The sequence below is a fragment of the Sphingobium naphthae genome, assembly GCF_043589935.1.
Lineage (GTDB): Bacteria > Pseudomonadota > Alphaproteobacteria > Sphingomonadales > Sphingomonadaceae > Sphingobium > Sphingobium naphthae_A.
Window position 1 is genome coordinate 15,448 of record NZ_CP171454.1, and the last position, 23,699, is coordinate 39,146.

General features: G+C 67.5%; 24 protein-coding genes. 10 read left to right on the forward strand and 14 right to left on the reverse strand.

The genetic code is table 11. The features are described from left to right. Positions 1-9 precede the first annotated feature (9 nt). Together lysA and ACGGKE_RS00085 are read left to right on the forward strand one after the other, a co-directional pair. The gene (gene lysA, locus ACGGKE_RS00080; RefSeq protein WP_394439094.1) at positions 10-1,275 is read left to right on the forward strand and encodes a diaminopimelate decarboxylase; all 1,266 of its coding nucleotides are present in this window, start codon (positions 10-12) and stop codon (positions 1,273-1,275) included. Further along, on the forward strand, positions 1,275-2,036 hold the full coding sequence (locus tag ACGGKE_RS00085) for an NAD(P)-dependent oxidoreductase (RefSeq protein ID WP_394439095.1): 762 nt from the start codon (positions 1,275-1,277) through the stop codon (positions 2,034-2,036). The genes lysA and ACGGKE_RS00085 overlap by 1 nt, the downstream gene beginning before the upstream one ends. A gap of 4 nt (positions 2,037-2,040) precedes the next feature. Here ACGGKE_RS00085 and ACGGKE_RS00090 read toward each other — a convergent pair whose 3' ends face one another. Next, positions 2,041-2,655, reverse strand: coding sequence for a response regulator transcription factor (locus ACGGKE_RS00090; RefSeq protein ID WP_394439096.1), 615 nt, complete (start codon positions 2,653-2,655; stop codon positions 2,041-2,043). Positions 2,656-2,805: 150 nt separating this feature from the next. Between ACGGKE_RS00090 and ACGGKE_RS00095 the strand changes: the two genes are divergently transcribed. The 4 genes from ACGGKE_RS00095 to ACGGKE_RS00110 all read left to right on the forward strand — a co-directional run bounded on the left by ACGGKE_RS00095 (position 2,806) and on the right by ACGGKE_RS00110 (position 5,320). Then, positions 2,806-2,946, forward strand: coding sequence for a hypothetical protein (locus ACGGKE_RS00095; RefSeq protein ID WP_228166157.1), 141 nt, complete (start codon positions 2,806-2,808; stop codon positions 2,944-2,946). Beyond that, entirely contained in the window at positions 2,943-3,755 is an 813-nt protein-coding gene (locus ACGGKE_RS00100; protein ID WP_394439097.1) for a hypothetical protein, read from the forward strand. Before ACGGKE_RS00095 ends, ACGGKE_RS00100 begins: the two co-directional genes overlap by 4 nt. Further along, positions 3,743-4,651 carry a transposase gene (locus ACGGKE_RS00105; RefSeq protein ID WP_394439098.1) on the forward strand — a complete coding sequence of 303 codons (909 nt, stop codon included), beginning with the start codon at positions 3,743-3,745 and terminating at the stop codon, positions 4,649-4,651. The genes ACGGKE_RS00100 and ACGGKE_RS00105 overlap by 13 nt, the downstream gene beginning before the upstream one ends. A gap of 93 nt (positions 4,652-4,744) precedes the next feature. Continuing rightward, positions 4,745-5,320, forward strand: coding sequence for a winged helix-turn-helix domain-containing protein (locus ACGGKE_RS00110; protein WP_394439099.1), 576 nt, complete (start codon positions 4,745-4,747; stop codon positions 5,318-5,320). Here the strand turns inward: ACGGKE_RS00110 and ACGGKE_RS00115 are convergent. Beyond that, entirely contained in the window at positions 5,266-5,946 is a 681-nt protein-coding gene (locus tag ACGGKE_RS00115; protein ID WP_394439100.1) for a TetR/AcrR family transcriptional regulator, read from the reverse strand. The genes ACGGKE_RS00110 and ACGGKE_RS00115 overlap by 55 nt on opposite strands. Positions 5,947-6,035: 89 nt before the next feature. On the opposite strand from ACGGKE_RS00115, the gene ACGGKE_RS00120 reads away from it, so the two are divergent. The 3 genes from ACGGKE_RS00120 to ACGGKE_RS00130 are packed head-to-tail and all read left to right on the forward strand — an operon-like array spanning position 6,036 to position 10,259. Continuing rightward, on the forward strand, positions 6,036-7,550 hold the full coding sequence (locus ACGGKE_RS00120; RefSeq protein ID WP_394442068.1) for an efflux transporter outer membrane subunit: 1,515 nt from the start codon (positions 6,036-6,038) through the stop codon (positions 7,548-7,550). Further along, positions 7,543-8,712 carry an EmrA/EmrK family multidrug efflux transporter periplasmic adaptor subunit gene (locus ACGGKE_RS00125; RefSeq protein WP_394439101.1) on the forward strand — a complete coding sequence of 390 codons (1,170 nt, stop codon included), beginning with the start codon at positions 7,543-7,545 and terminating at the stop codon, positions 8,710-8,712. The genes ACGGKE_RS00120 and ACGGKE_RS00125 overlap by 8 nt, the downstream gene beginning before the upstream one ends. Before the next feature lie 17 nt (positions 8,713-8,729). Beyond that, positions 8,730-10,259, forward strand: a complete 1,530-nt coding sequence (locus ACGGKE_RS00130; protein ID WP_394439103.1) for a DHA2 family efflux MFS transporter permease subunit — start codon at positions 8,730-8,732, stop codon at positions 10,257-10,259. 12 nt (positions 10,260-10,271) lie between these two features. Here the strand turns inward: ACGGKE_RS00130 and ACGGKE_RS00135 are convergent, their stop codons facing one another. From ACGGKE_RS00135 to ACGGKE_RS00145, 3 genes are all read right to left on the reverse strand, one after another. Beyond that, positions 10,272-11,876, reverse strand: coding sequence for a phytoene desaturase family protein (locus ACGGKE_RS00135; RefSeq protein WP_394439105.1), 1,605 nt, complete (start codon positions 11,874-11,876; stop codon positions 10,272-10,274). A gap of 94 nt (positions 11,877-11,970) precedes the next feature. Then, positions 11,971-12,486, reverse strand: a complete 516-nt coding sequence (locus tag ACGGKE_RS00140; protein ID WP_394439106.1) for a phosphoribosyltransferase — start codon at positions 12,484-12,486, stop codon at positions 11,971-11,973. A 5-nt stretch (positions 12,487-12,491) separates the two neighbouring features. Next, positions 12,492-13,481: a bile acid:sodium symporter family protein gene (locus ACGGKE_RS00145; RefSeq protein WP_394439107.1), complete on the reverse strand. Its 990-nt coding sequence runs from the start codon at positions 13,479-13,481 to the stop codon at positions 12,492-12,494. A 101-nt stretch (positions 13,482-13,582) separates the two neighbouring features. Here ACGGKE_RS00145 and ACGGKE_RS00150 point away from each other — a divergent pair, with 101 nt between their 5' ends. Continuing rightward, positions 13,583-14,341, forward strand: coding sequence for an enoyl-CoA hydratase (locus ACGGKE_RS00150; RefSeq protein WP_394439108.1), 759 nt, complete (start codon positions 13,583-13,585; stop codon positions 14,339-14,341). Positions 14,342-14,345: 4 nt separating this feature from the next. Here ACGGKE_RS00150 and ACGGKE_RS00155 read toward each other — a convergent pair whose 3' ends face one another. The 9 genes from ACGGKE_RS00155 to ACGGKE_RS00195 form a co-directional block, all read right to left on the reverse strand. Beyond that, on the reverse strand, positions 14,346-15,263 hold the full coding sequence (locus ACGGKE_RS00155) for a DMT family transporter (RefSeq protein WP_394439109.1): 918 nt from the start codon (positions 15,261-15,263) through the stop codon (positions 14,346-14,348). Positions 15,264-15,420: 157 nt separating this feature from the next. After that, positions 15,421-15,735 (reverse strand): hypothetical protein, encoded by a 315-nt coding sequence (locus ACGGKE_RS00160; protein WP_394439110.1) that lies wholly within the window; start codon positions 15,733-15,735, stop codon positions 15,421-15,423. Positions 15,736-15,924: 189 nt separating this feature from the next. Further along, complete coding sequence (locus ACGGKE_RS00165; RefSeq protein WP_394439111.1) at positions 15,925-16,362, reverse strand: Hpt domain-containing protein; 438 nt, start codon at positions 16,360-16,362, stop codon at positions 15,925-15,927. Positions 16,363-16,417: 55 nt separating this feature from the next. Next, on the reverse strand, positions 16,418-16,660 hold the full coding sequence (locus ACGGKE_RS00170) for a sulfurtransferase TusA family protein (RefSeq protein WP_394439112.1): 243 nt from the start codon (positions 16,658-16,660) through the stop codon (positions 16,418-16,420). Further along, complete coding sequence (der, locus tag ACGGKE_RS00175; protein WP_394439113.1) at positions 16,650-18,020, reverse strand: ribosome biogenesis GTPase Der; 1,371 nt, start codon at positions 18,018-18,020, stop codon at positions 16,650-16,652. Before der ends, ACGGKE_RS00170 begins: the two co-directional genes overlap by 11 nt. 125 nt (positions 18,021-18,145) lie before the next feature. Continuing rightward, positions 18,146-19,489 carry a PQQ-binding-like beta-propeller repeat protein gene (locus tag ACGGKE_RS00180; protein ID WP_394442071.1) on the reverse strand — a complete coding sequence of 448 codons (1,344 nt, stop codon included), beginning with the start codon at positions 19,487-19,489 and terminating at the stop codon, positions 18,146-18,148. A gap of 14 nt (positions 19,490-19,503) precedes the next feature. Next, positions 19,504-20,202 carry a tetratricopeptide repeat protein gene (locus ACGGKE_RS00185; protein WP_394439115.1) on the reverse strand — a complete coding sequence of 233 codons (699 nt, stop codon included), beginning with the start codon at positions 20,200-20,202 and terminating at the stop codon, positions 19,504-19,506. 75 nt (positions 20,203-20,277) lie between these two features. Continuing rightward, positions 20,278-21,150, reverse strand: coding sequence for a 3-methyl-2-oxobutanoate hydroxymethyltransferase (gene panB, locus ACGGKE_RS00190; protein WP_394439116.1), 873 nt, complete (start codon positions 21,148-21,150; stop codon positions 20,278-20,280). Positions 21,151-21,243: 93 nt separating this feature from the next. After that, entirely contained in the window at positions 21,244-23,625 is a 2,382-nt protein-coding gene (locus tag ACGGKE_RS00195; protein WP_394439117.1) for a TonB-dependent receptor, read from the reverse strand. Positions 23,626-23,699: the final 74 nt, after the last annotated feature.

A 23,699-nucleotide genomic window follows, 5' to 3' on the forward strand; every position in this document is an offset into this window, starting at 1 on the left:
GATACAGCGTTGGATCATTTCACTTATGTCGACGGCGCCATGCAGGTGGAGCAGGTGCCGATGGAGGCCATTGCCCAGGCCGTCGGCACGCCCGTCTATGTCTATTCCACCGCCACGCTGGAACGGCATGTCGGCGTCTTTCGCGATGGCCTGTCGCAGCTGTCCGACCCGCTGATCGCCTTCGCGGTCAAGGCCAATCCCAATGCCGCCGTGCTGGCGACGCTGGCGAAGCTGGGCCTTGGCGCCGATGTCGTGTCGGGCGGCGAACTGCTGCGCGCCGTCGCGGCGGGCATTCCGGCCAGCCGCATCGTCTTTTCCGGCGTCGGCAAGACCGCCGATGAAATGCGCCTGGCGCTGGACCATGGCATCTACCAGTTCAATCTGGAAAGCGAACCGGAAGCCGAGATGCTCTCGCAGGTCGCCGTCGCCATGGGCAAGCGCGCGCCGGTCGCCTACCGCATCAACCCGGATGTCGACGCCGGCACCCATGCCAAGATTTCGACGGGCAAGTCGGAAAACAAGTTCGGCATTCCCTATGATCGCGCGCTGGAAAGCTACGCCGCCGCCCGCGACCTCCCCGGTCTCGACGTGCAGGGCGTCGCCGTCCATATCGGCAGCCAGCTGACCGATCTCGCTCCGTTGGAGTCCGCCTTCGTGAAGGTCGGCGCGCTGATCGACGCACTGCGCGCGATGGGGCATGATATTCGCACCGCCGACCTGGGCGGCGGCCTTGGCGTTCCCTATGATCCTGCCCAGCCCCTGCCGCCCAGTCCTGCCGACTATGGCGCGATGGTATGCCGGGTGACGCAGGACTGGCCCGTCCGCCTGATGTTCGAACCCGGCCGCGTCATCGTCGGCAATGCCGGCGTGCTGCTCTCGCGCGTGGTGCGCGTGAAGCAGGGCGCGCAGGCGCCGTTCGTCATCGTCGACGCGGCGATGAACGACCTGATGCGCCCCAGCCTCTACGACGCCTGGCATGATATTCGCGCGGTGCAGCCAACTGGTGCGCGCGCGACCGCCAATGTCGTGGGCCCGGTGTGCGAAACCGGGGACACTTTCGCCATGCATCGCGACATGGACGTGGTGCAGGCCGGCGATCTCGTCGCCTTCATGACGGCGGGCGCCTATGGCGCGACCATGGCCGGCACTTATAACAGTCGCCCGCTGACGCCCGAAGTGCTGGTTGCCGGCGCTAAATGGGCGGTGGTGCGCGAACGTCCGCCGATCCAGGCGCTGATCGACGGTGACATCATCCCCGACTGGCTGGCCGACTGATGCACAGCCTGCCCGTCTTCCTTCGGCTGACGGGCCGCCCGGTCATCCTGACGGGCGAAGGGGAGGCGGCCGAGGCCAAGCGCCGCCTGCTCGAACGGGCCGGCGCGCGCATCGTCGATGAAACGGATCAGGCGGCCCGCCTCGCCATCGTCGCGGACGGCGATGTCGCCACCGCCGATCGGCTGCGCGCGCGCGGCATCCTGGTCAATGCGACCGACAATCCCGACCAGTGCGACTTCACCCTGCCCGCGATCGTCGATCGCGATCCCGTGCTGATCGCCATCGGCACCGGCGGCGCATCGGCGGGCCTGGCCAAGGCGCTGCGCCAGCGGCTGGAGACGCTGCTGCCCGCGCGGCTGGGGGCGCTGGCGCAGGCTTTGTTCGACGCGCGCTCCGCGATCCGCGTGCGCTGGCCCGATGCCAATGGACGGCGGCGCGCGATCGACGCGGGGCTGGCGCCGGGCGGCCCCCTTGATCCTCTGTGTGGGGATGGCGTGGATGCGCTGCCGGCCTGGCTGGCGACGCAGGAGGACGCGGCGCCGTCCCGGCTCGAAACGATCCTGCTCCACTCGGCCGATCCCGACGATCTCACATTGCGCGCGGCGCGGCTGCTGGGGGAGGCGGATCGCCTGTATCACAAGCCCGACGTGCCGGCGGCGATCCTCGATCGCGCGCGCGCCGACGCTGTCCGCATCGCCGTCGACACGCCGCCGGTTCTGACAGGGGAAGGCTTGTCGCTCTGGCTGACGCTGGCCGGCTGAAGGCTCAGCAGTCGCGCGAACTCAGCCGCGCCACTTCCGCCTGCAACGCTTCGACCGACGCCATCAACCGCGCGCGATCCGCTTCCACCGCGCGCAGCGTGTCGCGGGCTTCGCCCAGTTCCAGCGCGCGCCGGGCGATGCGCGCGTCCAGTTCGGCATTATTCCGCGCGAGCATGCCGATCCGCTCGGCCCGCGCGTGCAGCCGCCGCAACCGCGCATCCAATATGTCGACGTCGAAGGGCTTGACGATATGATCGTCCGCGCCCGCATCCAGCGCCGCGATCATCGCCGGCGCATCGTCCTGGCCGCCGATCATCACGATGCAGCCTGGGCTCGCGCGGTTCGCCGCGCGGATCTGCTCCATCGTCGCGATGGCGGGCAGCAGCGTCAGGTCCATGTCGATCAGGATGATGTCGGCGGGCCTCGTCAGCAGCGCCTTCTGCGCGACAAAGCCGTCCTCGGCGACCGCCACGTCATAATGGCGATGCGACAGGCGGCGCGCCATGACCGCGCGCGCGGTGGGATTTTCGTCCACCAGCAACAGGCGCAGCCGGCGCCGACCCGGAGGGCCAGGGGAATAGTTCGGGCGGACCTGCGCCTTGCGCCTGAAAAACTGCATCGGAACGCTCCTGCCTTAGGCCGGGGACCTTAAGGCCCGGCGCCCAACAAATGGTTAATGGATCGATCCACTATTAATTTCATTTAATTGGCCCGGCCTTGCCGCGCCCCATAGCCTGTCCATGCATGACAGTAGCTAAGGAGACGCTGGATGCCGCACTCTGTTCCCCAATTGGCTATCGAGGACATTGCCGACCTGCCGGACGCCGTCAGCCTGTTCGGCCTGGCCGATGGCGATGCGCTGGACATCAGCCTGATGGACGTGGTGATCGCGATCATAGATCAGCCATGACCCTGGCCGCGCTTGCCGCCGCCGTCGATGCGGCGGCCGACGCGCCGCTCGATGGCGCGCTGGACCAGATCCGGCCATTCCTTGCCGACATCGGCTGGTTCCAGGCCTGGATGACGCAGCAGACCCGTTGCATGCAGGCCGATCCGCTGCATCTGCCGCCTGTCCGCGCCAGCCGCAACGGCGCGGTCCGCCATCTCGTCTTTGCCCGCACCGAGCGTATCTGGGTGACTGCGACGATCATCAGTCCGCCCGCCCGCATCGCCGAGCGCCTCCATTTTTCCGGTCGTCATGCCCTCTGCCGCCCGCTCAACCGCGCGGTTGAAGGAGAGGTGTTCGGGATCGAGGGCGATCGTGCCGTCCGCCGCGGGCCGATCCATGCGCCCGTCGGTTCGGTGTTCGAACTGGACGAACGGCGCGAAGCGCTGCGACTGACGCCGGGCACAGGCCCGCTGATGATGCTGCGCGCGCAGGTCGCGCCGCCCGGCCCGGTCCTCTCGCGCCTGATCGACGTCGCCAGCGGACAGGTGCGCGCGCTCGCGCAGGCCGATGAAGGCCATGCCCGCACGCTGATGCTGTTGTCGCTGCTGCGCCTGCAAGGGCGCGGCGACGCCGCCGCCTGCTTCGATGCTGCGCTGGATGCGCCGCTGCCGGCGCAGCGCTGGGCGGTGATGCGCGAATATCTGGCGCTTGATGCGGCCGCGGCGCTGGCGCCGCTCGCCGACATGGCGCGCGCCGATCCGGATGCGCAGGTCCGCGCGCTCGCCCGTCAGACGATGGCGCGGCTGGAGCCAGAGCCTTGCCCCGCCTGATCACGCCGCCCGCCGATGAGGAGGCGCGTGCGATCGATCTCGATGCGCTGGTCGACTGGTGCGAAAGCCCCGCTTTCGATCCCTCGTGCGAAGACGGGCTTGCCGCGGCCGCGCCGATGCTGCGTGCGCTCGCCCGCAACCGCCACTTCCTTGCCGATGCCGCCGTGGCGGAGCTCAAGACGCGTTGCGCGGACCAGCGGCGCTTCAACCCCTATTCGGCGCAGGTCATGCTCTTGCGTCCGCCCGGCGGCAAATATGTGCTGCGCGCCGCATTCTGGCCCGCCGTCACCGACCATGTCGTGCGCGCCAGCGGCACCGCGCCCTTCCTCTATCATGTGCCGCACGATCATGGCTTCGACTTTCTGACGATCGGCTATCTGGGGCCGGGCTATGGCTCGGACTATCATGTCTATGATCCCGCCGGGGTCGCGGGCGCCGACGGGGAGCAGGTGCCTCTCCGCTTCACCGGTCGCAGCTGGCTCAGCGAAGGGCGCATGCTGCTCTACCGCGCCAATCGCGACATTCATGCCCAATTGCCGCCTGAACGCCTGTCTGTGTCGCTCAACATCCTTGCCAGTCCGGCGGGGCAGGGGTGGCGTCGCCAATATCGATTCGACACCGACCGCGGCGCGATCGCGCAGGGCATGACCATCGCCAGCGCGCAGATGCTGCTGGAACTGGCGGTCGGATGCGGCGATGGCGACGCGCTGGACCTGGCGGACCAGTTTGCCCGCCATCACCCGCACGATGCCATGCGCCTGACCGCCTGGTCGGCGATCGGCGACAGTCTGGCGGGCGACGCGCGGCTGACGCATTGGGATGCCGGCGCGTCGAGCGATCATGGCCTGATCCGCGCGGCCAGCCGCAGGGCGCTGGCAAGCCTCCATTATGGATAGGAAACGGGTTGTTTTCGCCCTGTCGGGGCGGTCGGATCGCAGGGGCCGATAAAGAACAGGGCGACGGTGGGCGGACGGGTCGAATGCCATGGCTTGGGGAGCGATTTCGTGCCGGTGGCGCGGGCGCTGAGCGCGCGCGGCTTCGATCTGGCGATCCGCGCCGCGCCCGGCCAGCCCCATGTCCGCGCCGGCGACGCGATGATCCTGTGGCAGGGCACGGATGATCCGCTCGCCCGTGCCCGCGCGTTGGAAGGCGGCGTGCAGGAAGTGGTCGGCCCCTGGATGCATGAGGCCGAAGCGGCGGCGCGCATCATTCGCCTGGCGCAGGAGCAGCAGCCGCGGCTGGTGCTGGGCGACCTCGTCATCCACCTGCTCGACCGGCGCGTGGAGCGCGCCGGCCGGCCCGTGCCTCTCCTGGCGCGCGAATATGCGCTCCTGCTCCATCTTGCCCGCCATGCCGGGCAGCCGCTCAGCCGCGCCGACCTGCTGCGCGCGGTGTGGCGGCTCGATTTCGATCCCGGCACCAACAGCGTGGAAGTGCATATGTCACGGCTGCGCGCCAAGCTGGATCGCGGTTGCGCCCGCCCGCTGCTGCGCACGGTGAAAGGGCGCGGCTATATGCTCGACGTGGGCGTGGGTGTGGGCGCGGACCGGGGTTCGGGCGCATAGGCGCGCAGGAACAGGTCGACGGCGAAGGCCGCGTCCCGCTCGATATTCTCGGGGCCAAAGCTGCTGATCTGCCCCATCAGCAGCTGCTGATGCGTGCCCGCCATGCACAGCGACATCAGCGCCCGCGCCGCGTCCAGTGGATCGGCGGTCCGCAATTGCCCGCGCTGCATCGCCCGTTCCAGGAAAGCGGCCAGCAGCGCGCGCGTATTGCGCGGCGCCAGTTCGAAAAAAATCCGGCTGAGTTCGGGAAAGCGACCGCTTTCCGCTATCACCACCCGGTGCACGGCGATCGCTTCGGCCGACGTGATCTTGCCGATAAGGCTCGCGCAGGCGCGCAACAGCACCGCGTCCAGGTCGCCTTCCGCATCGAGAATCTGCGACAGCCGCGCGCGATAGGCCCGCGCCACGCGATCCAGCACCGCGGCGAACAGCGCTTCCTTGGACGGGAAATGGTTCCACAACGTCCCCTTGGATCCGCCCAGAGTGGCGGCGATCCCCGACATCGTCGTCCCGGCGTAGCCATGGTCCAGGAAATAGCGCTGCGCCACCTGCAGGATCATTTCCTGCCGGTCGCGCTTTCGCGCTTCCCTGCGGCTGCAGGACAGGGATATTTCGCTTTCCGTCATAAAACCGTACCATAGAGTACGCTATTCCTGTTGACAAGCACATGCGAGCGGCGCAAGGGCGCTTTTCATACTGGATGGTACGGTTTGTTATGGCGGTGAGTCGCATGGCTTTTTCCTCCCGCGCGATGCTGGCGACGACGGTGGCGATGCTGCTGTCGGGCTGCGCCGCGGTTCCCGATCTGGGTCCTGAACCCGCGATTCGCTCGGCGCAGAGCGTCGAAGCGCAGCAGAGCCTGAGCGCGCCGCAGGCCGCCTGGCCGGCGGATGACTGGTGGACCGCCTATGGCGATCCGCAACTCACCGCGCTGATCGAGGAGGGGCTGCGAAACGCCCCCGACATGGCGATCGCCGCCGCCCGCTTCCGCCAGGCCCAGGCGATGGCGCAGCAGGCCGGCGCCGCGACGCTCCCGTCGGCTGATCTGGACGCAAGCGCCAACGCCACCAAGCAGAGCTACAATATGGGCCTGCCCAAGGAATTCGTGCCGCAGGGTTGGCTCGGCACCGGGCGCGTGGCGCTCGACCTCAATTTCGATCTCGACCTCTGGGGCAAGAACAAGGCGGCGCTCGCGGCGGCCACGTCGGATGCGCGCGCGGCGGAGATCGACGCGCGCCAGGCGCGGCTCGCGCTCACCACCGGCATCGCCGACGCCTATGCCGATCTGGCCCGCCTCTATGACGAAGCGGAGGTGCAGCAGCGCACGCTCGACATTCGCCTCGCCAGCCAGAAGCTCGCCGCCGATCGGCGCGCCAACGGCCTGGAAACCCGCGGCAGCGTGCGCCAGGCCGACGCCACCGTATCCTCGGCCAAGGCGCAGCTCGCCGGCGCGAAGCTCGCCATCGCCCTGCGTCAGCATCAGATCGCGGCGCTGATCGGCGCCGGGCCCGATCGCGGCCTGTCGATCACCCGGCCCGGCGAAGGGCAGTTGTCGCCGCTCGGCCTGCCCGCGGACGTCACGACCAATCTGGTCGCGCGCCGGCCGGACATCGCCGCGGCGCTCGCCCGCACCGAAGCGGCGGCGAAGCGGATCAAGGTGGCCCGCGCCGACTTCTTCCCTGCGGTGCGCCTCAGCGCGCTGATCGGCGTCCAGTCGCTCGGCTACAACACCGTCTTCACCGGCACCGGCGCATCGGGTGGCCCGTCGCCCTTCATCGATACCCTGTTCAAGAAGGATTCGATCTTCGGCAATGCCGGCCCGGCGATCAGCCTGCCGATCTTCCATGGCGGCGCGCTGCGCGGGCAATATCGCAACGCCCGCGCCGTCTATGACCAGGCGGTCGCCAATTACGACAAGACCGTTCTGACCGCCTATCAGGAAGTGGCCGACGCGGTCACCAGCCGCCGCGCGCTGGAACAGCGCCTTGCCGACGCGCGCGCCGCCTTCGCCGCTTCGCGCGATGCCTATGACGTCGCGCAGAAACGTTACAAGGGCGGGCTGTCCCCCTATATCGACGTGCTGAACGTCGAGGATCAGCTGCTCGCCGCCCAGCGCGCGGTTTCCGATCTGGAAGCCAGCGCCTTCTCGCTCGACATTGCCCTCATCCGTGCGCTGGGCGGCGGTTTCACCGCCAGCGCCGCATTGCCCAAGGACGACATCGATGGCTGACGCCGAACCCGAAAACACCGCCCGGACCAGCGATCCGACCGCGCAGGCGAACGATGCGCCGCAGGAACAGCGCAACGGCGCTCGCCGCAAATGGCTGATCCGGCTCGGCCTGCTCGTGCTGGTCGTCGCCTTGCTGTGGGGCGCCTGGTATCTGCTGTTCGGCCGCAACCATATCAGCACCGACAATGCCTATGTGAACGCGGAAATGGCGCAGGTGACGCCGCTCGTCGGCGCGCAGGCGATCGAGGTGCTGGTCAGCGACACGCAGGCGGTCAAGAAGGGCGACATCCTCGTCAAGCTCGATCCCACCAACATGGAAATCGCCGTGGCGCAGGCGCAGGCCGACCTGGCCGAGGCGCGCCGCCGCTTCCGTCAGACCGCCGCGACCAGCGAATCGCTCGCCGCCCAGGTGGAGGCGCGGGGCGCCGACATCGTGCAGGCGCGCGCGCAGCTCGCCACCGCCCAGGCGGACCTCGAAAAGGCGCGCATCGACCTGCAGCGCCGCGAAGCGCTGGTCGATGACGGCGCCGTGTCGGGCGATGAAGTCACCGCCGCGCGCAAGACCTTCGCCAGCGCCCAGGCGGCGCTGCGCCTGGCCCAGGCCGGCGTCAAGACCGCCGAAGCGACGCGCGGCGCCGCCACCGGCCAGCTGGAGGCGAACCAGGCGCTGGTGCGCGGGTCGACCGAAGATACCGATCCCGCCGTCATGGCCGCCAAGGCCCGGCTCGATTCCGCCAGGCTCGACCTGCAACGCACGGTCATCCGCGCGCCCATCGACGGCGTGATCACCAAGCGGCAGGTGCAGGTCGGCCAGCGCGTGGCGCAGGGCAGCCCGATCATGACCATCGTCCCGCTCTCGCAGGTCTATGTCGACGCCAATTTCAAGGAGCGGCAGCTGCGCGACGTGCGCATCGGCATGCCCGCCAAAGTGACATCCGACCTTTATGGCGGCGACGTCGTCTATCATGGCAAGGTTGTCGGCTTCTCGGGCGGCACCGGATCGTCCATGTCGCTGATCCCGGCGCAGAACGCGACCGGCAACTGGATCAAGGTGGTGCAGCGCCTGCCGCTGCGGATCGAACTGGATCCCAGGGAACTGGCCGCGCACCCGCTGCGCGTCGGCCTCTCGATGGAAGTCGAGATCGACCTGGCGGCGGACTGAGCAGGGGAGCGCGCGGCATGGCGGGCGAAGACGACATCTTCTCGCGGCTCTCGCCGCGCACCCGAACGCTGGCCGGGCTGGTGCTGGCGCTCAGCAATCTGATGGTCGTGCTCGACCTGACGATCGCCAATGTCTCCGTGCCGCACATCGCCGGCAATCTCGGCATCTCGCCCGATCAGGGGACGTGGATCATCACCTCCTATGCGGTGGCGGAAGCGATCTGCGTGCCGCTGACCGGCTGGCTCGCCCAACGGTTCGGCGTGGTGCGCGTCTTTACGCTCGCCATGGCCGGCTTCGGCCTCTTCTCGGTGCTGTGCGGCCTTTCGACGACGCTCGGCATGCTGGTTGCCTGCCGCATCGGCCAGGGCATTTGCGGCGGGCCGATCATGCCCATGTCGCAGACGCTCTTGATGCGCATCTTCCCGCCCGAAGCGCGCGGTCGCGCCATGGGCATGTGGGCAATGACCACATTGATGGGTCCGGCGCTCGGGCCGATCGTGGGCGGCTATATCAGCGACAATTGGAGCTGGCACTGGATCTTCTTCATCAACCTGCCGATCGCGGTGCTGTGCGTGTTCGCCGCGCAGGCGCTGCTGCGGCCGGTGGAAACCGAAACCGCCAAGGTGCGCATCGACAAGATCGGCCTGGCGCTGCTGGTCTTCTGGATCGGCTGTCTTCAGATCATGCTGGACATCGGCCGCGACCATGACTGGTTCGCCGATCCCACCATCGTCGCGCTGGCGATCATGGCCGCGATCGGCTTCTGCGTCTTCATCATCTGGGAATTGACGGAGGAACATCCCGTCGTCGACCTGCGCGTGTTCCGCCATGTGGGCTTCAGCTCGGCGCTCTTCACCCTGTCGCTCTGCTTCGGCTCCTATTTCGCCAGCATCGTCGTCATTCCCCAATGGCTGCAAATGTCGATGGGCTATACCGCGACCTGGGCGGGCATTGTCACCGCGCTCACCGCCATGGCGGCGCTCTTCACCGCGCCCGTCGCCGCGCGCATGATGGAAAAGGTCGATCCGCGCCTGCTCATTTCCTGCGCGGTCGCCTGGATCGGCATCATGTCGCTCTGGCGCGCCCACTGGACCAGCGGCATCGACTTTTACGGCATGGCCTTGCCGCAATTCATCCAGGGGTTCGCGCTGCCCTTCTTCTTCATCCCGCTGACGACGCTCAGCCTGGGCTCGGTCCTGCCCAGCGAAACCGCGTCGGCGGCGGGCCTGCAGAATTTCGTGCGCACCATGGCGACCGCCATCGCGACATCGCTGGTGCTGACCGAATGGGGCGATTCCCAGCGCGTGTCGCGCGCGGAAATGGCGCGCGTGCTTCAGCCCGAACAGACCCAGTCGCTGCTGTCGTCGATGGGCCTGTCGCCCGACCAGATCAGGCAGATGATCGTCAATATCGTGGAGCAGGAAGCGACCGTGATCGCGATCGACCATGTCTTCTTCATCTCGGCAATCATCCTCTTCATCGCCGCCGCCATCGTCTGGCTCGCGCCCAAGCCCGTGGGCAAGGTCGATACCTCCGCCGCGCATTGACACGGCGGCGGGTCAGTCGCGCCAGCGCCGCCACAGCGTCCCGTCCTTCAGCACCGCGCGCGCCGCATTATGGCCCGGCGCGCCGGTGACGCCGCCGCCCGGATGCGTCCCCGCCCCGCACATATAAAGGCCGCGCACCGGCCCGCGATAGCCGCCATGGCCCAGCACCGGCCGCGCCGCCCACATCTGGTCCAGCGTCAGCTTGCCGTGCATGATGTCGCCGTCGACCAGCCCGAATTTGCGCTCCAAGTCGAGCGGCGAGTGGATCTGCCGCGCGATCACGCTGCGGGCAAAGCCCGGCGCATAGGCGTCGACCGTGGCGATGACATGGTCGGCCGCCGCCTCCCGCGCATCGTCCCAGCTGCGCCCGTCAGGCAATTGCGGCGCGAATTGCTGGCAGAAGAGGCTGGCGACGTGGCGCCCCGCCGGGGCCAGGCTCTCGTCCACCGTGGACGGGATCAGCATCTCGACGATCGGCTGTCGCGACCAGCCCTCGCGCTTCGCGTCCATGAAGGCGCGGTCCATATAATCCAGGCTCGGCGCGATGATGATGCCCGACTGGTGATGCGCGCCCGCGCCGGGCAGGCAGGTGAAATCGGGCAGGTCCGACAGCGCCACATTCATCCGGAACGTGCCCGACCCGGTGCGAAAGCCTTTGATGCGCTTCACGAAATCGCTTGGCAGGTCGGCCGGGTCCATCATCCGCTCGTACAGCAGCTTGGGCCCGACATTGGCGATCACCGTGCGGCCGATCACCTCTTCCCCGCTCTCCAGCCGCACGCCGACCGCCCGGTCGCCATCCACCAGCACGCGCTCGACCGCGGCCTCCAGGCTGATCTCCACGCCCATCGCGCCGACCACGCGCGCCATTGCCTGCGTGATCGCGCCCATGCCGCCTACCACATGGCCCCAGGCGCCCTTCTTCCCGTTCACTTGGCCGAACACATGGTGCAGCAGCACATAGGCGCTGCCGGGCGTATCGGGTGACGCATAATTGCCCACCACCGCGTCGAAACCGAACACGGCCTTGACCGGATCGCTTTCGAACCAGCCGTCCAGAAAGTCGCGCGCCGACTTGGTGAACAGGTCCAGCGCGTCGCGCTGCTGCTCGATCGTCAGCCCGGCGATCCGCCGGCCCTGGCGCAACGCGGCGAAGATCATGTCCATGCCGTCGCCGACATTGGGCGGGCCTTGCAGCACCAGGTCGCGCGCTATGTCCGCCACTTGCTCCAGCGCGTCATAATAAGCGGGCAGGGCAGCGGCGTCGCTGCGGCTGAACTTGGCGAACTGCGCCTGGCTCTGCGCCATGCCGCCGCCCAGCGTCAGATATTGGCCATCGGGCAGCGGCAGGAAATTGCTGACCGGGCGCTCGATCACGCGATAGCCTTGCTCCACCAGTCGCATGTCGCGAATGACCTTGGGATGGAGCAGGCTGACCGTGTAGCTGGCGGTGGAATTGCGGAAGCCGGGATGGAATTGCTCGGTAACGGCCGCGCCGCCGACGACGGCCCGCCGCTCCAGGATGCGCACCTTGTACCCCGCACGCGCCAGATAAAAGGCGCAGACCAGCCCATTATGCCCGCCGCCGATGATGACGGCGTCATAGCGCTCGCCCATGCTCCTTGCCCCTCTCCCCACATAAACTTTACGACCGTATAATTAGCAGCCTATGCAAAGTCGATTCATGTGTCGCTTTCGCTGTCTGCATGGATCAGGCGGTGCGGTCCGGCTCCTCGCCCCAATCGGCCAGGATGCTGGCCCGGCTCGCCATCTTTTCCCAGGGAAAGACGAACCAGTCCTTGGTCACCGCGCGGTCGATCGTCTCGGCGCTATAGTCGACCCGCGCGCCTGACCGGACATTGTCGATCAGCACGGCGACCCGTAGCACCGCCGCATCCGCATCGCCCAGCGCGCCGCGCAGGCGCAGGATCGTGCGGCCGCTGTCATTGATGTCGTCCACCACCAGCAGCCGCTCGCCCGCCTCGGTCCGCTGGCGAAGCGCATCCAGCAGCGTGTCGGCAAAGGCCGGCAGCTGCGCCGACAGGTCGACCGACAGCATCGGCCGCCCCAGCGCATGGCTCAGCCATGTCGCCGGCGCCAGTCCGCCGCGGCCCACGCCCACGATCCAGTCGGGCCGCCAGCGCGACGCGACCACCGCATCGGCCAGCGCCTCGATCTGCGCCAGATAGCGCTCCATCGCGATGTCGGTCAGGATCGGCTCGGGCATGGGTGCTACTCCGCCGGCGCCAGCGACGCCTCCTCCAGCGGGCGCGCGCCATAGCGCCGCGCCAGCCAGGCGCAGGCCATCAGCTGGATCTGGTGGAAGATCATGACCGGCAGCAGGATCGGCCCCACCGCCGCCGCTGGAAACAGCACGCCCGCGATCGGCACGCCCGACGCCAGGCTCTTCTTCGACCCGCAAAATTGCAGCACGATCGCATCCTCGCGCGACAGGCCGATCAGCCGCCCCAGACCATAGGTGCACAGCAGGATCGCGCTCAGCATCGCCACCGACAGCGCCACCAGCGCCAGCAGCTCGCCCTGCGACACCTTGCGCCACAGTCCCTCGACCACCGCTGCGGAAAAGGCGGCATAGACGACCAGCAGGATCGACCCTCGGTCCACTCGCCCGATCATCGCCCGATGCCGCTCGATGAAGGCGCCGATCCACGGCCGCAGCATATGTCCCACGGCAAAGGGCAGCAGCAGCTGCGCCACGATCGCCTCGACCGCCGACAGCGAAACCAGGCTTCCGCCGCCGCTCCGCTGCATCAGCAGCGCGACCAGCAGCGGCGTGAGGACGATGCCCAGCAGGTTGGAAAAGGATGCGCTGACGACGGCGGCGGCCACATTGCCGCGCGCGATCGCGGTGAAGGCGATGGAGGATTGTACGGTCGACGGCAGCAGCGTCAGGAACAACAGCCCCGCGCGCATGGCGTCGGGCACCGGACCGAATCGGCTGAGCAGCCAGCCCATGGCAGGGAACAGCAGGAAGGTCGTCGCCAGCGTCGCGCCATGCAATCGCCAGGCCCGCGCCCCGTCCCAGATCGCCTTGCGCGACAATTTCGCCCCATGCAGGAAAAAAAGCAGCACGATGCCCGCATCCGCCACGCCCTCGGCGATGCGCGCGCCTTGCCCTCGCGCCGGCAGCAGGGACGCTAGGGCGACGGTGGCGATCAGCAGCAGCAGAAACGGGTCGAGCGCTTGGCGCAATCGGTTCATCAGCTCATCCGGCGGTCAATGATCGGAAGACAGGGGATAGACGCGGCCGCCGGACTGCGCCAACAATTTCCCCTTGCACCGCAACAAGGGAGAGGCCGGGCGTGAGCGAGCATATCGCGATCATCGAAGATCAGGGCGTGATGGAAATCCAGATCGACCGCCCGGACAAGAAAAACGCGCTGACCGCGGCCATGTACCGCGCCATGGTCGCCGCATTGGCCGATGCGTCGGCGCGGCCGGAGATCGGCGTGGTGCTGATTGCCGGACGCGGCGATGCTTTCTGCGCCGGCAACGACATTGCCGACTTCATGGCCGGACCCGAAGGGGGCGCAGCCGCCTTCGGCTTCGTCCAGGCGATCGCCGCCTTCGACAAACCGCTGGTCGCGGCGGTGCAGGGGCTTGCCGTGGGTGTCGGCACCACGATGCTGCTCCATTGCGACCTTGTCTATGCCGCCCCCGACGCGCGCTTCGTCATGCCCTTCGTCAATCTGGGGCTCGTGCCCGAAGCGGGCTCCAGCCTGCTCGCGCCCGCCATCCTGGGCCATGCCAAGGCGGCGGCGATGCTGTTGCTGGGCGAACCGCTCGATGCGCAGGGCGCGGACAGCGCCGGCCTGGTGACCGGCGTGGTCGCGGCCGACCTTCTGCTCGACCATGCCCGCGCGCGCGCGGCCGCCCTCATGGCGAAACCACCCCAGGCGCTCGCTGCGACGCGCCGGCTGATGAAGGGCGATCCCGCGCTGCTCGCGCGCCGGATGGAGGAGGAGGCGCGGCTGTTCCGCCAGGCCATGGCCTCGCCCGAAGCACGCGAAGCCTTCACCGCCTTCTTCGAAAAGCGCGCGCCGGTCTTTCCGCGCGGCTGAGCGATCAGCCTGCGGGCGGCGGCGTCCTGCGCCGGCGGCCGAAGTCCAGTTCGCTGACGATCACCGCCGCCACCACCAGCAGCCCGCCCAGCAAAGCGGCGGGCGGCAGCCTTTCGCCCGCGATGCGGCCGAACACGCCCGCCCATACCGGCTCGCCGGCATAGATCAGCGTCGCGCGCGTCGGCGATACGGTGCGCTGCGCCCAGTTCATCACGAACTGGATCAGCGCCGTCATTGCGCCCAGGCCGCAGGCCGACAGCAGCACCCGGATCGTCAGCGTCGGCACCGCCTCGCCCGCCGGCGCCATGCTGGCGAAGGCGAGCAGCGCCGTCACGGTCAACTGCACCAGCGTCACGCGCCCGACATCGACCTTGCCCGCCCACAGGCTGATGAGGATGATCTCCAGCGCGATCGCCAGCGTGCTGACCAGCGTCACCGTCTCGCCGACGCCCAGGCCCAGCCCCTTGTCCGGCGCCGCGATCAGCATCAGCCCGGCAAGCGCCAGCGCGACCCCGATCCAGCTCGCCAGTCGCGGTCGTCGCCGCAGGATGACCCATTGCAGCACCGGCACCAGCGGCACATAGGCGGCGGTGATGAAGGCCGAAGTGCTGCTGCTGATGGTCTGCAGCCCCCAAGTTTGCATGGAGTAGCCGGCAAAGATGCACAGCCCGATCATCGCGCCCGCCAGCAACTCGCGCCCCGTCAGCCTCTTGAGCGCGGGCAGCGCCAGCGGCAGCGTCACCAGCGCCGCCGTCGCAAAGCGCAGCCCAACGAAGAAGAAGGGGCCGCTCTCGCGCACCGCATGATGGACGATCAGGAAGCTCGCGCCCCACAATAATGTTGCGCCCATCAGCGCCAGCTCCGCCCGACCGATCATCAGGCGCGGCGCGCGGGTAGGGGGGAGAGGGGGTTCGGGCGGCATGATGCGCTTCGCCCTGTGGCCGCGGTGATCCGCCGTCAAGATGCCGCGCAAGCGGCGCGGGAAAAAGCAGCGGCCCGACCCCGAAGAACCGGGGCCGGGCCGTCATGCTCGACCGGTGACGCCGCGCCATGCGCGGCAGTCGTCCGCCCGGTCTGCCTTAGTCGTTCTTGAGGTCGGTGCCCGCGTCCTGCAGCGTGTCGCCGACGTCGCGCTTGGCTTCATCGGCTTCGCGATCGGCATCGGCCGCCGCTTCGTCGGCGGCGGCGCCGACCCGATCCGCGCCCCTGTCGATCGCCTGGCCGGCATCGTCCAGACCATTGTCGATCGCAGCGCCCGCATCGTCGGCGGCGCGGCTCACGTCATTGCCGATCGAATCGCCCGTCTGCTCCAGATTGTCCTGCGTTTTTTCCGAACAGGCGGACAGGCCGGCGGCGGCCAAAATGGCCAGCCCGGCGAAAATAGGTGTGCGCATGATGGTTCCTCTCTTCCATTGCGTGGAAAGGCTCAAGCGCAGCAACAGCGATAAAGTTGCGTCGGCGTCCCCAATGGATCCTGTCCGCGGGTATGGACGGGCTCTTCGCCCCCGCCGGTTCGACTGCCGATCGCAACGGAAGAGGCGACGAGGCGTGATGGGCGTTTCGCTAAGCGGACTGGATAGGGATCAGCTCGCGCGACCGAAACTGGGCTGCCCCGCGACGCGGCGGCCAAAGCCGCCGGGCCGGCGAGCGGCGAGCGGGTTGGCGTCGCGATCGAGCAACGCCACCGTCTCGGAAAAGCAGGGGCGCAGCGCCACCACCGTCTCGATCAGCTCGTCGGGCGCCTCATGCGTCTCGACACAGCGGCGGGCGGTCATCTCGATCGTCTCGGCCAGGGCGCACAGGCGATGCGCGCTGAACTGGGCGGATTCGCCCTTCAGCGTGTGCGCCGGTCGCACCAGAGCCGTGGCGTTGCGCGTGCGCATGGCTTCTTCGATTTCATGGATCGACTTGATGCCGTCTTCCTTGAAATAGCTCAGGATGCGCAGATAGGCCCCGCCCAGCTCGGCGCGCGCGCGCGCCAGCTCGCTGAAATTCACCAGGTCGGTCTGTTGATGCAGCACCCCGCCACTCCCTTACATGCGCACGCGATCATAGCGGGCGCGCGTAAACAGCCGGTTAAAGTTCGCGGGGTTGGGCCGGTCCAGTGCGACGCGCAAGGCGGTAGCGATCCTGCCCCAAAGCCGCGAAATCCCAGCCATTGTGGCGCGCCAGCGCCTCCAGTTCTGCGCCGGCGATCGGGTCGTCGGCCTCGATCACGATCGCGTCTGTCTCACGCATAGCGCGCGTCGCGCGCAGGGCGGGCCAGGGACATTTCATCCCCCGCGCCTGGATCGCGACCGGCTCGACCTTATTTGCCAAAGGGATTTTTCGCGCTCCGCAGCGTCAGCCGCACCGGCACCGCGCCAAAGCCCAGCTCCTTGCGGATGCCGTTCACCAGATAGCGGCGATAGCTTTCGGGCAGTTCGTCCAGCCGCGTGCCGAACAGCACGAAGGTGGGCGGCCGCGTCTTGTTCTGGGTGATGTAGCGCAGCTTGATCCGCTTGCCGCCCGGCGCCGGGGGCGGGTTCGCCTCCAGCGCGCGCTCGAACCAGCGGTTGAGGATGCCGGTCGAAATACGCTGCGACCAGGCGGTGCGCGTTTCGAAGGCGACATGGATCAGGTCGTCCAGCCCCTTTCCGGTCGCAGCCGACACGGTCATGATCGGCACGCCGCGCACCTGCGCCAGGCCGTCGGAGAGCGCCTGCTTGATGCCCTGGTACAAAGCCGATCCATTCTCCACCGTGTCCCATTTGTTGAGCGCGATGACGAGGGCGCGGCCTTCCTCCAGCACCTTGTCGGCGATGCGCAAGTCCTGCGCCTCCAGCCCGCGGGTCGCGTCGAGCAGCAGCACGACCACTTCGGCGAAGTTCACAGCGTTCAGGCCGTCGGATACCGCCAGCTTCTCCAGCTTGTCCTGCACCTTGGCGCGCTTGCGCATGCCGGCCGTGTCGATCAGGCGGACGGGGCGCTCCACGCCCTCGCGGCTGGTCCAGCTCCAGTCGACCGCGATGCTGTCGCGGGTGATGCCCGCCTCCGGCCCCGTCAGCAGCCGGTTCTCGCCGAGTAACCTGTTGATAAGAGTTGATTTCCCGGCATTCGGTCGGCCCACGATCGCCAGTTTCAGCGGCGCGCTCTCTATGTCGGCTTCGCTGTCGTCCTCTGCGTCCGCATCCTCCTCATCCTCGCGATCGAGATGGGGCAGCAGCGCTTGGAACAGGTCGGCCAGACCCTGGCCATGTTCCGCGGAAAAGGGGATGGGTTCGCCCAGGCCCAGGCCAAACGCTTCCATCACGCCGCCCTCCGACGCTTTGCCCTCGGCCTTGTTGGCCACCAGCACCACCGGCGCGTCGCCTTCGCGCAGCCAGCGGGCGATCTCCTCGTCCAGCGGGGTGACGCCGGCGCGCGCATCGACCAGGAACAGAGCGACATCGCAATTCTCGACCGCCGCCTGGGTCTGCAAGCGCATCCGGCCGGGCAGCGACTGCGGATCCTCATCCTCATAGCCGGCGGTATCGATGATGGTGAAGTCCAGGCCCAGCAGATGCGCCTGCCCCTCGCGCCGGTCGCGAGTCACGCCGGGCTGGTCGTCCACCAGCGCCAGCTTCTTGCCGACCAGCCGGTTGAACAGGGTGGACTTGCCCACATTGGGTCGTCCGACGATCGCTACCGTGGGCAGCATGGCCCAATTCCTTCCACAATAATCACTATCGATAAAAACAGTGCTCCTGCGAAGGCAGGGACCCGGCCCGTCTGGCGGAACCGGCCCCCTGCTTTCGCAGGAGCACGCTTAGCATTTTGTCGCTTTTAGCGGAACGCCGTCAACTTGCCATCGTCGGCCAGCACATAGAGCATGTTGTTGGCCACGACCGGCGAGAGCGACATGGACCGATCCATGTCGATGCTGGCCTGAACATTGCCCGACGCCGGATCGACATAGACCATCTCGCCCCGGGTCGACACCACGATCAGGCGACCTCCGGCCACAAGCGGGCCAGTCCAGCGGATCGACTTGTCCTTCTTCTTTTCCTTCACCCAGCGGCGCAGCTGGCTGATCCAGCGGATCTTGCCGGTGGCGCGCGACACGCACAGCAGCTTGGCGTCGCTGGTGACGGCAAATACCCATTCGCCGACCACGGCCGGCGTCGAAATGCCGGCGATGTTGATTTCCCAGATGCGCTGGCCGCTGGTCAGTTCATAGCTCGCCATGCGGCCGCCCTGGCCGATGGCGAAGACGCGGCCGCGATCGATCACCGGGTCAGCGTCAATGTCGGTCAGCGTCGCCACCGCGGTCGAGATGCTGGTGCGCGACAGCGCGTCGCCCCACAGGCTGCGGCCATTTTCATAGCGGTAGGCGCTGATTTCGCCCGAGCTGTAGCCGGCGATCACCGTGCCCTGGCCGGCCGCCGGCGCAGCGACGCCGAAAATGCCGGTGACCTGCAACGTGCCGCTGTCGGTCCACTGGGTCGCGCCATCGCTCTGGTTGAGCGCAAAGATCTGATTGTCCTGACCCATCACATAGACATGGCCATTTTCCAGCGTCGGCGCGCCGCGCAAGGGGCCGCCCGGCTGCTTTTTCCACAGGATGTTGCCATTGGCGGCGTCCAGGGCGACGACATCGCCCACGCCCGTGCTGGCGAACAGCCGGTCGCCCAGCACGCTGACGCCGCCGCCGAACAGCGCGCGGCCATTGCCTTCGGCCGGCAGCGACGTCTGCCACAGCTTCGATCCGCTGGCGGCGTCGAAGGCGATGACATGCGCGCCCGCATCGATCACATACAGCTTGCCGGCCGCGATCACGGGGGATGCCGCCAGGCGGGCCTGGGGCGAGCTGCCCTCGATCGAAACGGTCCAGGCCTGACCTGGCGATCCGGCGAGGGACAAGTGGCCCATCGCCTTGGACGGATTGCCGCCCGGCTGCGTCCAGCTGTCGTTGACATAGGGGGCGGGCAGGGTGACGGGCACGTCCGCCAGCGCCGGATCGACTTCGATCCCCCGTTCATTGGACAGGATCGACACCCGGTTGCCGACGACGGGGGTCTTGGGTCCGCCCTTCTTGCCGCCGATGATGCCACAGCCCGCCAGCAGCGCGATCATTGCCGCCACGGTCATGGCGCGGCCCATCGGCGCCAGGCTCTTCATGCTCACCATCGCCATCTGTACGCTTATCCCTCGCTCGGCTCTGCCGGAATTTCCACCGCGTCGATACCCATGACGCCTGCCATCTGACGGGCGCGTGAACGGATCGACTGCGGCACCTTCTCATCCTTGGCCATGGCCGCGAACATCGGGCCGGCCAGGTCGTTCTTGCCCATCTTCATATAGGCGACGGCGACCAGTTCGCCCGCGCTGCCGAACCAGGGCGCGCCCTCCACCGCCAGCGGCTTCAGCCGGTCGACCACCTGCTGGGGCTTGAGGCTGTCGAACTCCAGCGACGTCTGACGGATCAGCGCCAGGTCGCGATAGGGCTGGTCCAGGCTGTCGTCGGCCGCCATCGCGCGATAGGCCGCGATCGCCGCCTTGGCGTCGCCCTTGCGCGCGGCGAGGCCCGCCTTCACCAGCTGCGCCGACGCGCGATAGCCGGGCTGGTCGGCCTTGGTCAGCGCGTCGAGCTGCTTGGCATCGGGCGTGCCGCCGCCGACCGCGGCGTCCAGTACGCTGTCCATCTGCTCCGACACCGCCTCTGCCTGGGTCTTTTGATGATGCTGCCAGTAGAGCAAGCCGCCAAAGGCGGCGAGGCCGACGATGAGCAGCACGAGCAGGATGCGGCCATAGCGCTGCCAGAAGGTCACAAGCTGGTCCTGGCGAACGGCCTCATCGACCTCGCGCATGAAGGCTTCGCTGTTTTGCGGCGTCAGGGCCACGATATTCTCCGAGAAATGGATCAGAAACGTCTGGCAGAAGGCGCGATCAATAGCGGCGCTTATGCCACAGGCAAATCAAATTTTGGGGCGATAGACCTGATCGTCGGTCGGGAAGGCGCGGCTGCGCACGTCGGCGGCATAGGCCGCGGCTGCCTCGCTCACCATTTCGGCCATATTGCCATAGCGCTTCACGAAGCGGGGCACGCGCTCGAACAGGCCCAGCATGTCCTCCGCCACCAGCACCTGCCCGTCACACCGTGCGGACGCACCGATGCCGATGACCGGCACGTCGACGCCCTCGGTGATGAGGTTGGCCAGGTCCTCCATCACCCCCTCGACCACCATGGCGAAGGCGCCGGCCGCCGCCACCGCGCGCGCATCTCCCAGGATCTTGGCATGTTCCTCCTGGCTCTTGCCGCGCGCGCCATAGCCGCCCAGCGCGTTCACCGCCTGCGGCGTCAGGCCGATATGCGCCATTACCGGGATGCCCCGCTGGCTGAGGAACGCGATGGTGTCCGCCATCGCCGCCCCGCCTTCCAGCTTGACGCCCGCCGCGCCGGTTTCGGCCATGATGCGGCTGGCGCTGGCGAAGGCCTGCTGCGGCGAGGCTTCATAGCTGCCGAAGGGCATGTCGATGATGACGACGCTGTGATAGCTGCCGCGCACCACCGCCGCGCCATGCGCGACCATCATGTCCAGCGTCACCGGCAGGGTGGAGGGCAGGCCGTAAATCACCTGGCCCAGCGAATCGCCCACCAGCAGCATGTCGCAATGCGGGTCGAGCAGCTGCGCCTGGCGCGCGGTATAGGCGGTCAGCATCACCAGCGGTTCGTCCGTCCTGCCATCGACCTTGCGCCGCTGGATGGCGGGCACGGTCAGCCGCTTCATCGGCGCGGGCGTGGGGGTGGCGCGGCTGGTGGCGGTGTCGATCGTGAAGGTCGTGGACATGGGGGCGCTCTACCCCAGCGCGCATCGCGGCGCAAATTGGGAAGGGAAGATGAGCGGCATGCGAGCGCCGCTCATCTTCAGGGGGGAGCCTCTTTAGAAATCGGCCTTGATGGTCAGCCCATAGGTGCGCGGGTCGCCGGGCTGGCCGGCGATCAGTCCGGTGTTGCCGGGCGTCGTCGCCAGCACCTCCATATAATTCTGGTCGAAGATGTTGCGGACCCAGCCATAGACGTTGATGCCGTCGCTGTTGCGGAAGCCCAGCCGCAGATTGTTGAGGCTGTAGCCATCGATATCCATGTAGATGGAGCGGGAGGCGTTGGACGAGAAGGTCGATCGGTAGCTGCCGTCCCAACCGATGTAGAACTGGCCCTCGCCGCCCAGCACGCTGGTGGGCACGTTGAATTCGACACCGTAGGACAGCGACCATTTGGAGATGCCGGGCAGCAACTGGCCGGAAATGTCGCAGGTCGCCGGACTGGACGATCCGCCGGACAGTTCGGGCGGGCAGGGGGCGTTGGTGAAGCGCAGATATTTGGGATCGGTATAAGCGCCGCTGGCATAGGCGTTGACGCGGTCGGACGGACGGACCGAAAAATCGGCCTCGATCCCGCGCACCCGCACCTTGTCGGCATTGGCCAGATAGCCGCGCAGCACGCTGTTCTGGCCATTGTTCACGATCGCCTGATAGTCCTCGATCTCGGTCCAGAAACCGCTGAGGTTCAGCGTGGCGCGCTTGTCCCAGAACTGACTTTTCAGCCCCACTTCATAATGATTGACCTTTTCCGGCTTCACCGTCGCCACGTCCAGCTGCGGATTGCCGTTTCCGTCCAGCGGCACGCCATTCAGGTTGATGCCGCCCGATTTGAAGGCGCGCGACCAGGTGGCATAGGCCATCACGTCATCGCTGAATTCATAGGATGCGGTGAGGTCCCATGACAGGTTCCAGTCGCTGAACTTCGCGTCGAAGGATTGCGGCGCCAGCACGCCGCGCTGCGCGACGATCCAGGGATCGGTGCTGGCGAAGGTGACGGTCTGGCGCGTGCCGTCGGACGCGGTGCCGGTCACGACCGAATCATAGCTGCCGGACTTGCGGTCATAGTTGAGCCGCAATCCCGGCTGCAGGCTCAGCCGGTCGGTCACATGCCAGGTCAGCTGCCCGAACAGCGCCGCGCTGCTGTTCTTCAGCCGAATGTCATTGTCGGCGGTCAGCCCTTCCAGCACTTGCGGTATCCGCGACAGAGAGCTGGACGGGTTCAGCAGCCATGCGCTGGCGTCTGCGCCCTGCACCTGGCTGCCGGTGGTGTGGATCGTCTGATGGAACAGGAAACCGCCGACCACGAAGTCGATCGTCTGCCCTTCCTGCGCGTAGCGGATTTCCTGCGTCCACTGCTTCTGCTGGGTCGGGTTCTGCGACTTGGCCGTGATGTCGAGGCCGGTGAAGTCGCGGTCGTTGGACGGCTGCCAGTCCCAGTAGCGATAGGCCGTCACGGACGTCAGCGTGCCCGGCCCCAGGTCCCATTCCGCGCGCAGCGATGCGCCGCCCATCTCGTTGCGCGCGCGCAGCGCGGCGTCGAGATCGGTCAGCCGGTCATAGGGGTCGGTGCTCGGCACCTGATAGCCCAGCGCTGCCGTCAGTGCCGGATATTGGCGGTTCTCCGCTCGCTGGGTCGGGCCATAGCCGGCATAGATTTGCGCGCAGCAGACCGGGTTCTGCAGATTATAGTCGCCCGACAGGGTGATGTTCAGCCGATCGGTCGCCTTCCACAGCAATGACCCTTTCAGGCCCAGAAAGTCCTGGCTGTTGACGCGCTGATCGGTCGCGACATTGTAGATCGTCCCCTGCCGGTCGGTCACCGATGCGCCGATGCGAACGGCCAGCCGATCGGTGATCGGGCCCGAAACCGTCGCCTTGGCCTGCTTGAAGCCAAGGTTGCCGACCGAGAGTTCCGCCTTGCCCTCATAGCTGAAGCTGGGCGCGCGAGTGGTGATGTTGATCGCCCCGGCGGTCGTGTTCTTGCCATAGAGCGTGCCCTGGGGGCCGCGCAGCACCTCCACCTGCTCGATATCGACGAAGTCCAGCGTCGCCGCGGCGACGCGGTTATAATAGACCTGGTCGATATAGATGCCCACGCCCTGCTCGATGCCGTCATTGGTGAGGCCCAGCGGCGCGCCGATGCCGCGGATGTTGATGGAGCTGTTGCGCGGATTGGTGGAGTAGAATTGCAGCGTCGGCTGCAACTGGGTCAGGCGCTGGATATTGTAGCTGCCGGTCTGCTCGATCGCTTCGGCGTTGAGCACCGACACGGAGAGCGGCACATCCTGCAGCTCTTCGGCGCGGCGGCGTGCGGTGACGACGATGGCGCCGCCGACGATGTCCGCTTCCGCCTGTTGCGGGGCAGACTCCTCAGCCTGCGCCTCGGACACAAGGAAGGATGCGCTCGCGACGCTCGCGAGCAACAGGAAACGCGCAATCATGATAGTCCCTTTCCGGCTGTCCGGTGGTTGATGATCGCGGCATTTCCGGTGGTCCGGTCAAAGCCGTAGGTCTG

What these genes read in the sequence shown, in the direction of transcription:
- ACGGKE_RS00125 (WP_394439101.1), top strand. Translation starts at nt 7,543, where the DNA reads ATGGCTGACGCCGAACCCGAAAACACCGCCCGGACCAGCGATCCGACC.
- ACGGKE_RS00195 (WP_394439117.1), bottom strand. Translation starts at nt 23,625, where the DNA reads ATGATTGCGCGTTTCCTGTTGCTCGCGAGCGTCGCGAGCGCATCCTTC.
- ACGGKE_RS00135 (WP_394439105.1), bottom strand. Translation starts at nt 11,876, where the DNA reads ATGGGCGAGCGCTATGACGCCGTCATCATCGGCGGCGGGCATAATGGG.
- ACGGKE_RS00145 (WP_394439107.1), bottom strand. Translation starts at nt 13,481, where the DNA reads ATGAACCGATTGCGCCAAGCGCTCGACCCGTTTCTGCTGCTGCTGATC.
- ACGGKE_RS00130 (WP_394439103.1), top strand. Translation starts at nt 8,730, where the DNA reads ATGGCGGGCGAAGACGACATCTTCTCGCGGCTCTCGCCGCGCACCCGA.
- ACGGKE_RS00090 (WP_394439096.1), bottom strand. Translation starts at nt 2,655, where the DNA reads ATGCAGTTTTTCAGGCGCAAGGCGCAGGTCCGCCCGAACTATTCCCCT.
- ACGGKE_RS00095 (WP_228166157.1), top strand. Translation starts at nt 2,806, where the DNA reads ATGCCGCACTCTGTTCCCCAATTGGCTATCGAGGACATTGCCGACCTG.
- der (WP_394439113.1), bottom strand. Translation starts at nt 18,020, where the DNA reads ATGCTGCCCACGGTAGCGATCGTCGGACGACCCAATGTGGGCAAGTCC.
- ACGGKE_RS00140 (WP_394439106.1), bottom strand. Translation starts at nt 12,486, where the DNA reads ATGCCCGAGCCGATCCTGACCGACATCGCGATGGAGCGCTATCTGGCG.
- ACGGKE_RS00120 (WP_394442068.1), top strand. Translation starts at nt 6,036, where the DNA reads ATGGCGGTGAGTCGCATGGCTTTTTCCTCCCGCGCGATGCTGGCGACG.
- ACGGKE_RS00100 (WP_394439097.1), top strand. Translation starts at nt 2,943, where the DNA reads ATGACCCTGGCCGCGCTTGCCGCCGCCGTCGATGCGGCGGCCGACGCG.
- ACGGKE_RS00155 (WP_394439109.1), bottom strand. Translation starts at nt 15,263, where the DNA reads ATGCCGCCCGAACCCCCTCTCCCCCCTACCCGCGCGCCGCGCCTGATG.
- ACGGKE_RS00115 (WP_394439100.1), bottom strand. Translation starts at nt 5,946, where the DNA reads ATGACGGAAAGCGAAATATCCCTGTCCTGCAGCCGCAGGGAAGCGCGA.
- panB (WP_394439116.1), bottom strand. Translation starts at nt 21,150, where the DNA reads ATGTCCACGACCTTCACGATCGACACCGCCACCAGCCGCGCCACCCCC.
- ACGGKE_RS00085 (WP_394439095.1), top strand. Translation starts at nt 1,275, where the DNA reads ATGCACAGCCTGCCCGTCTTCCTTCGGCTGACGGGCCGCCCGGTCATC.
- ACGGKE_RS00160 (WP_394439110.1), bottom strand. Translation starts at nt 15,735, where the DNA reads ATGCGCACACCTATTTTCGCCGGGCTGGCCATTTTGGCCGCCGCCGGC.
- ACGGKE_RS00180 (WP_394442071.1), bottom strand. Translation starts at nt 19,489, where the DNA reads ATGGTGAGCATGAAGAGCCTGGCGCCGATGGGCCGCGCCATGACCGTG.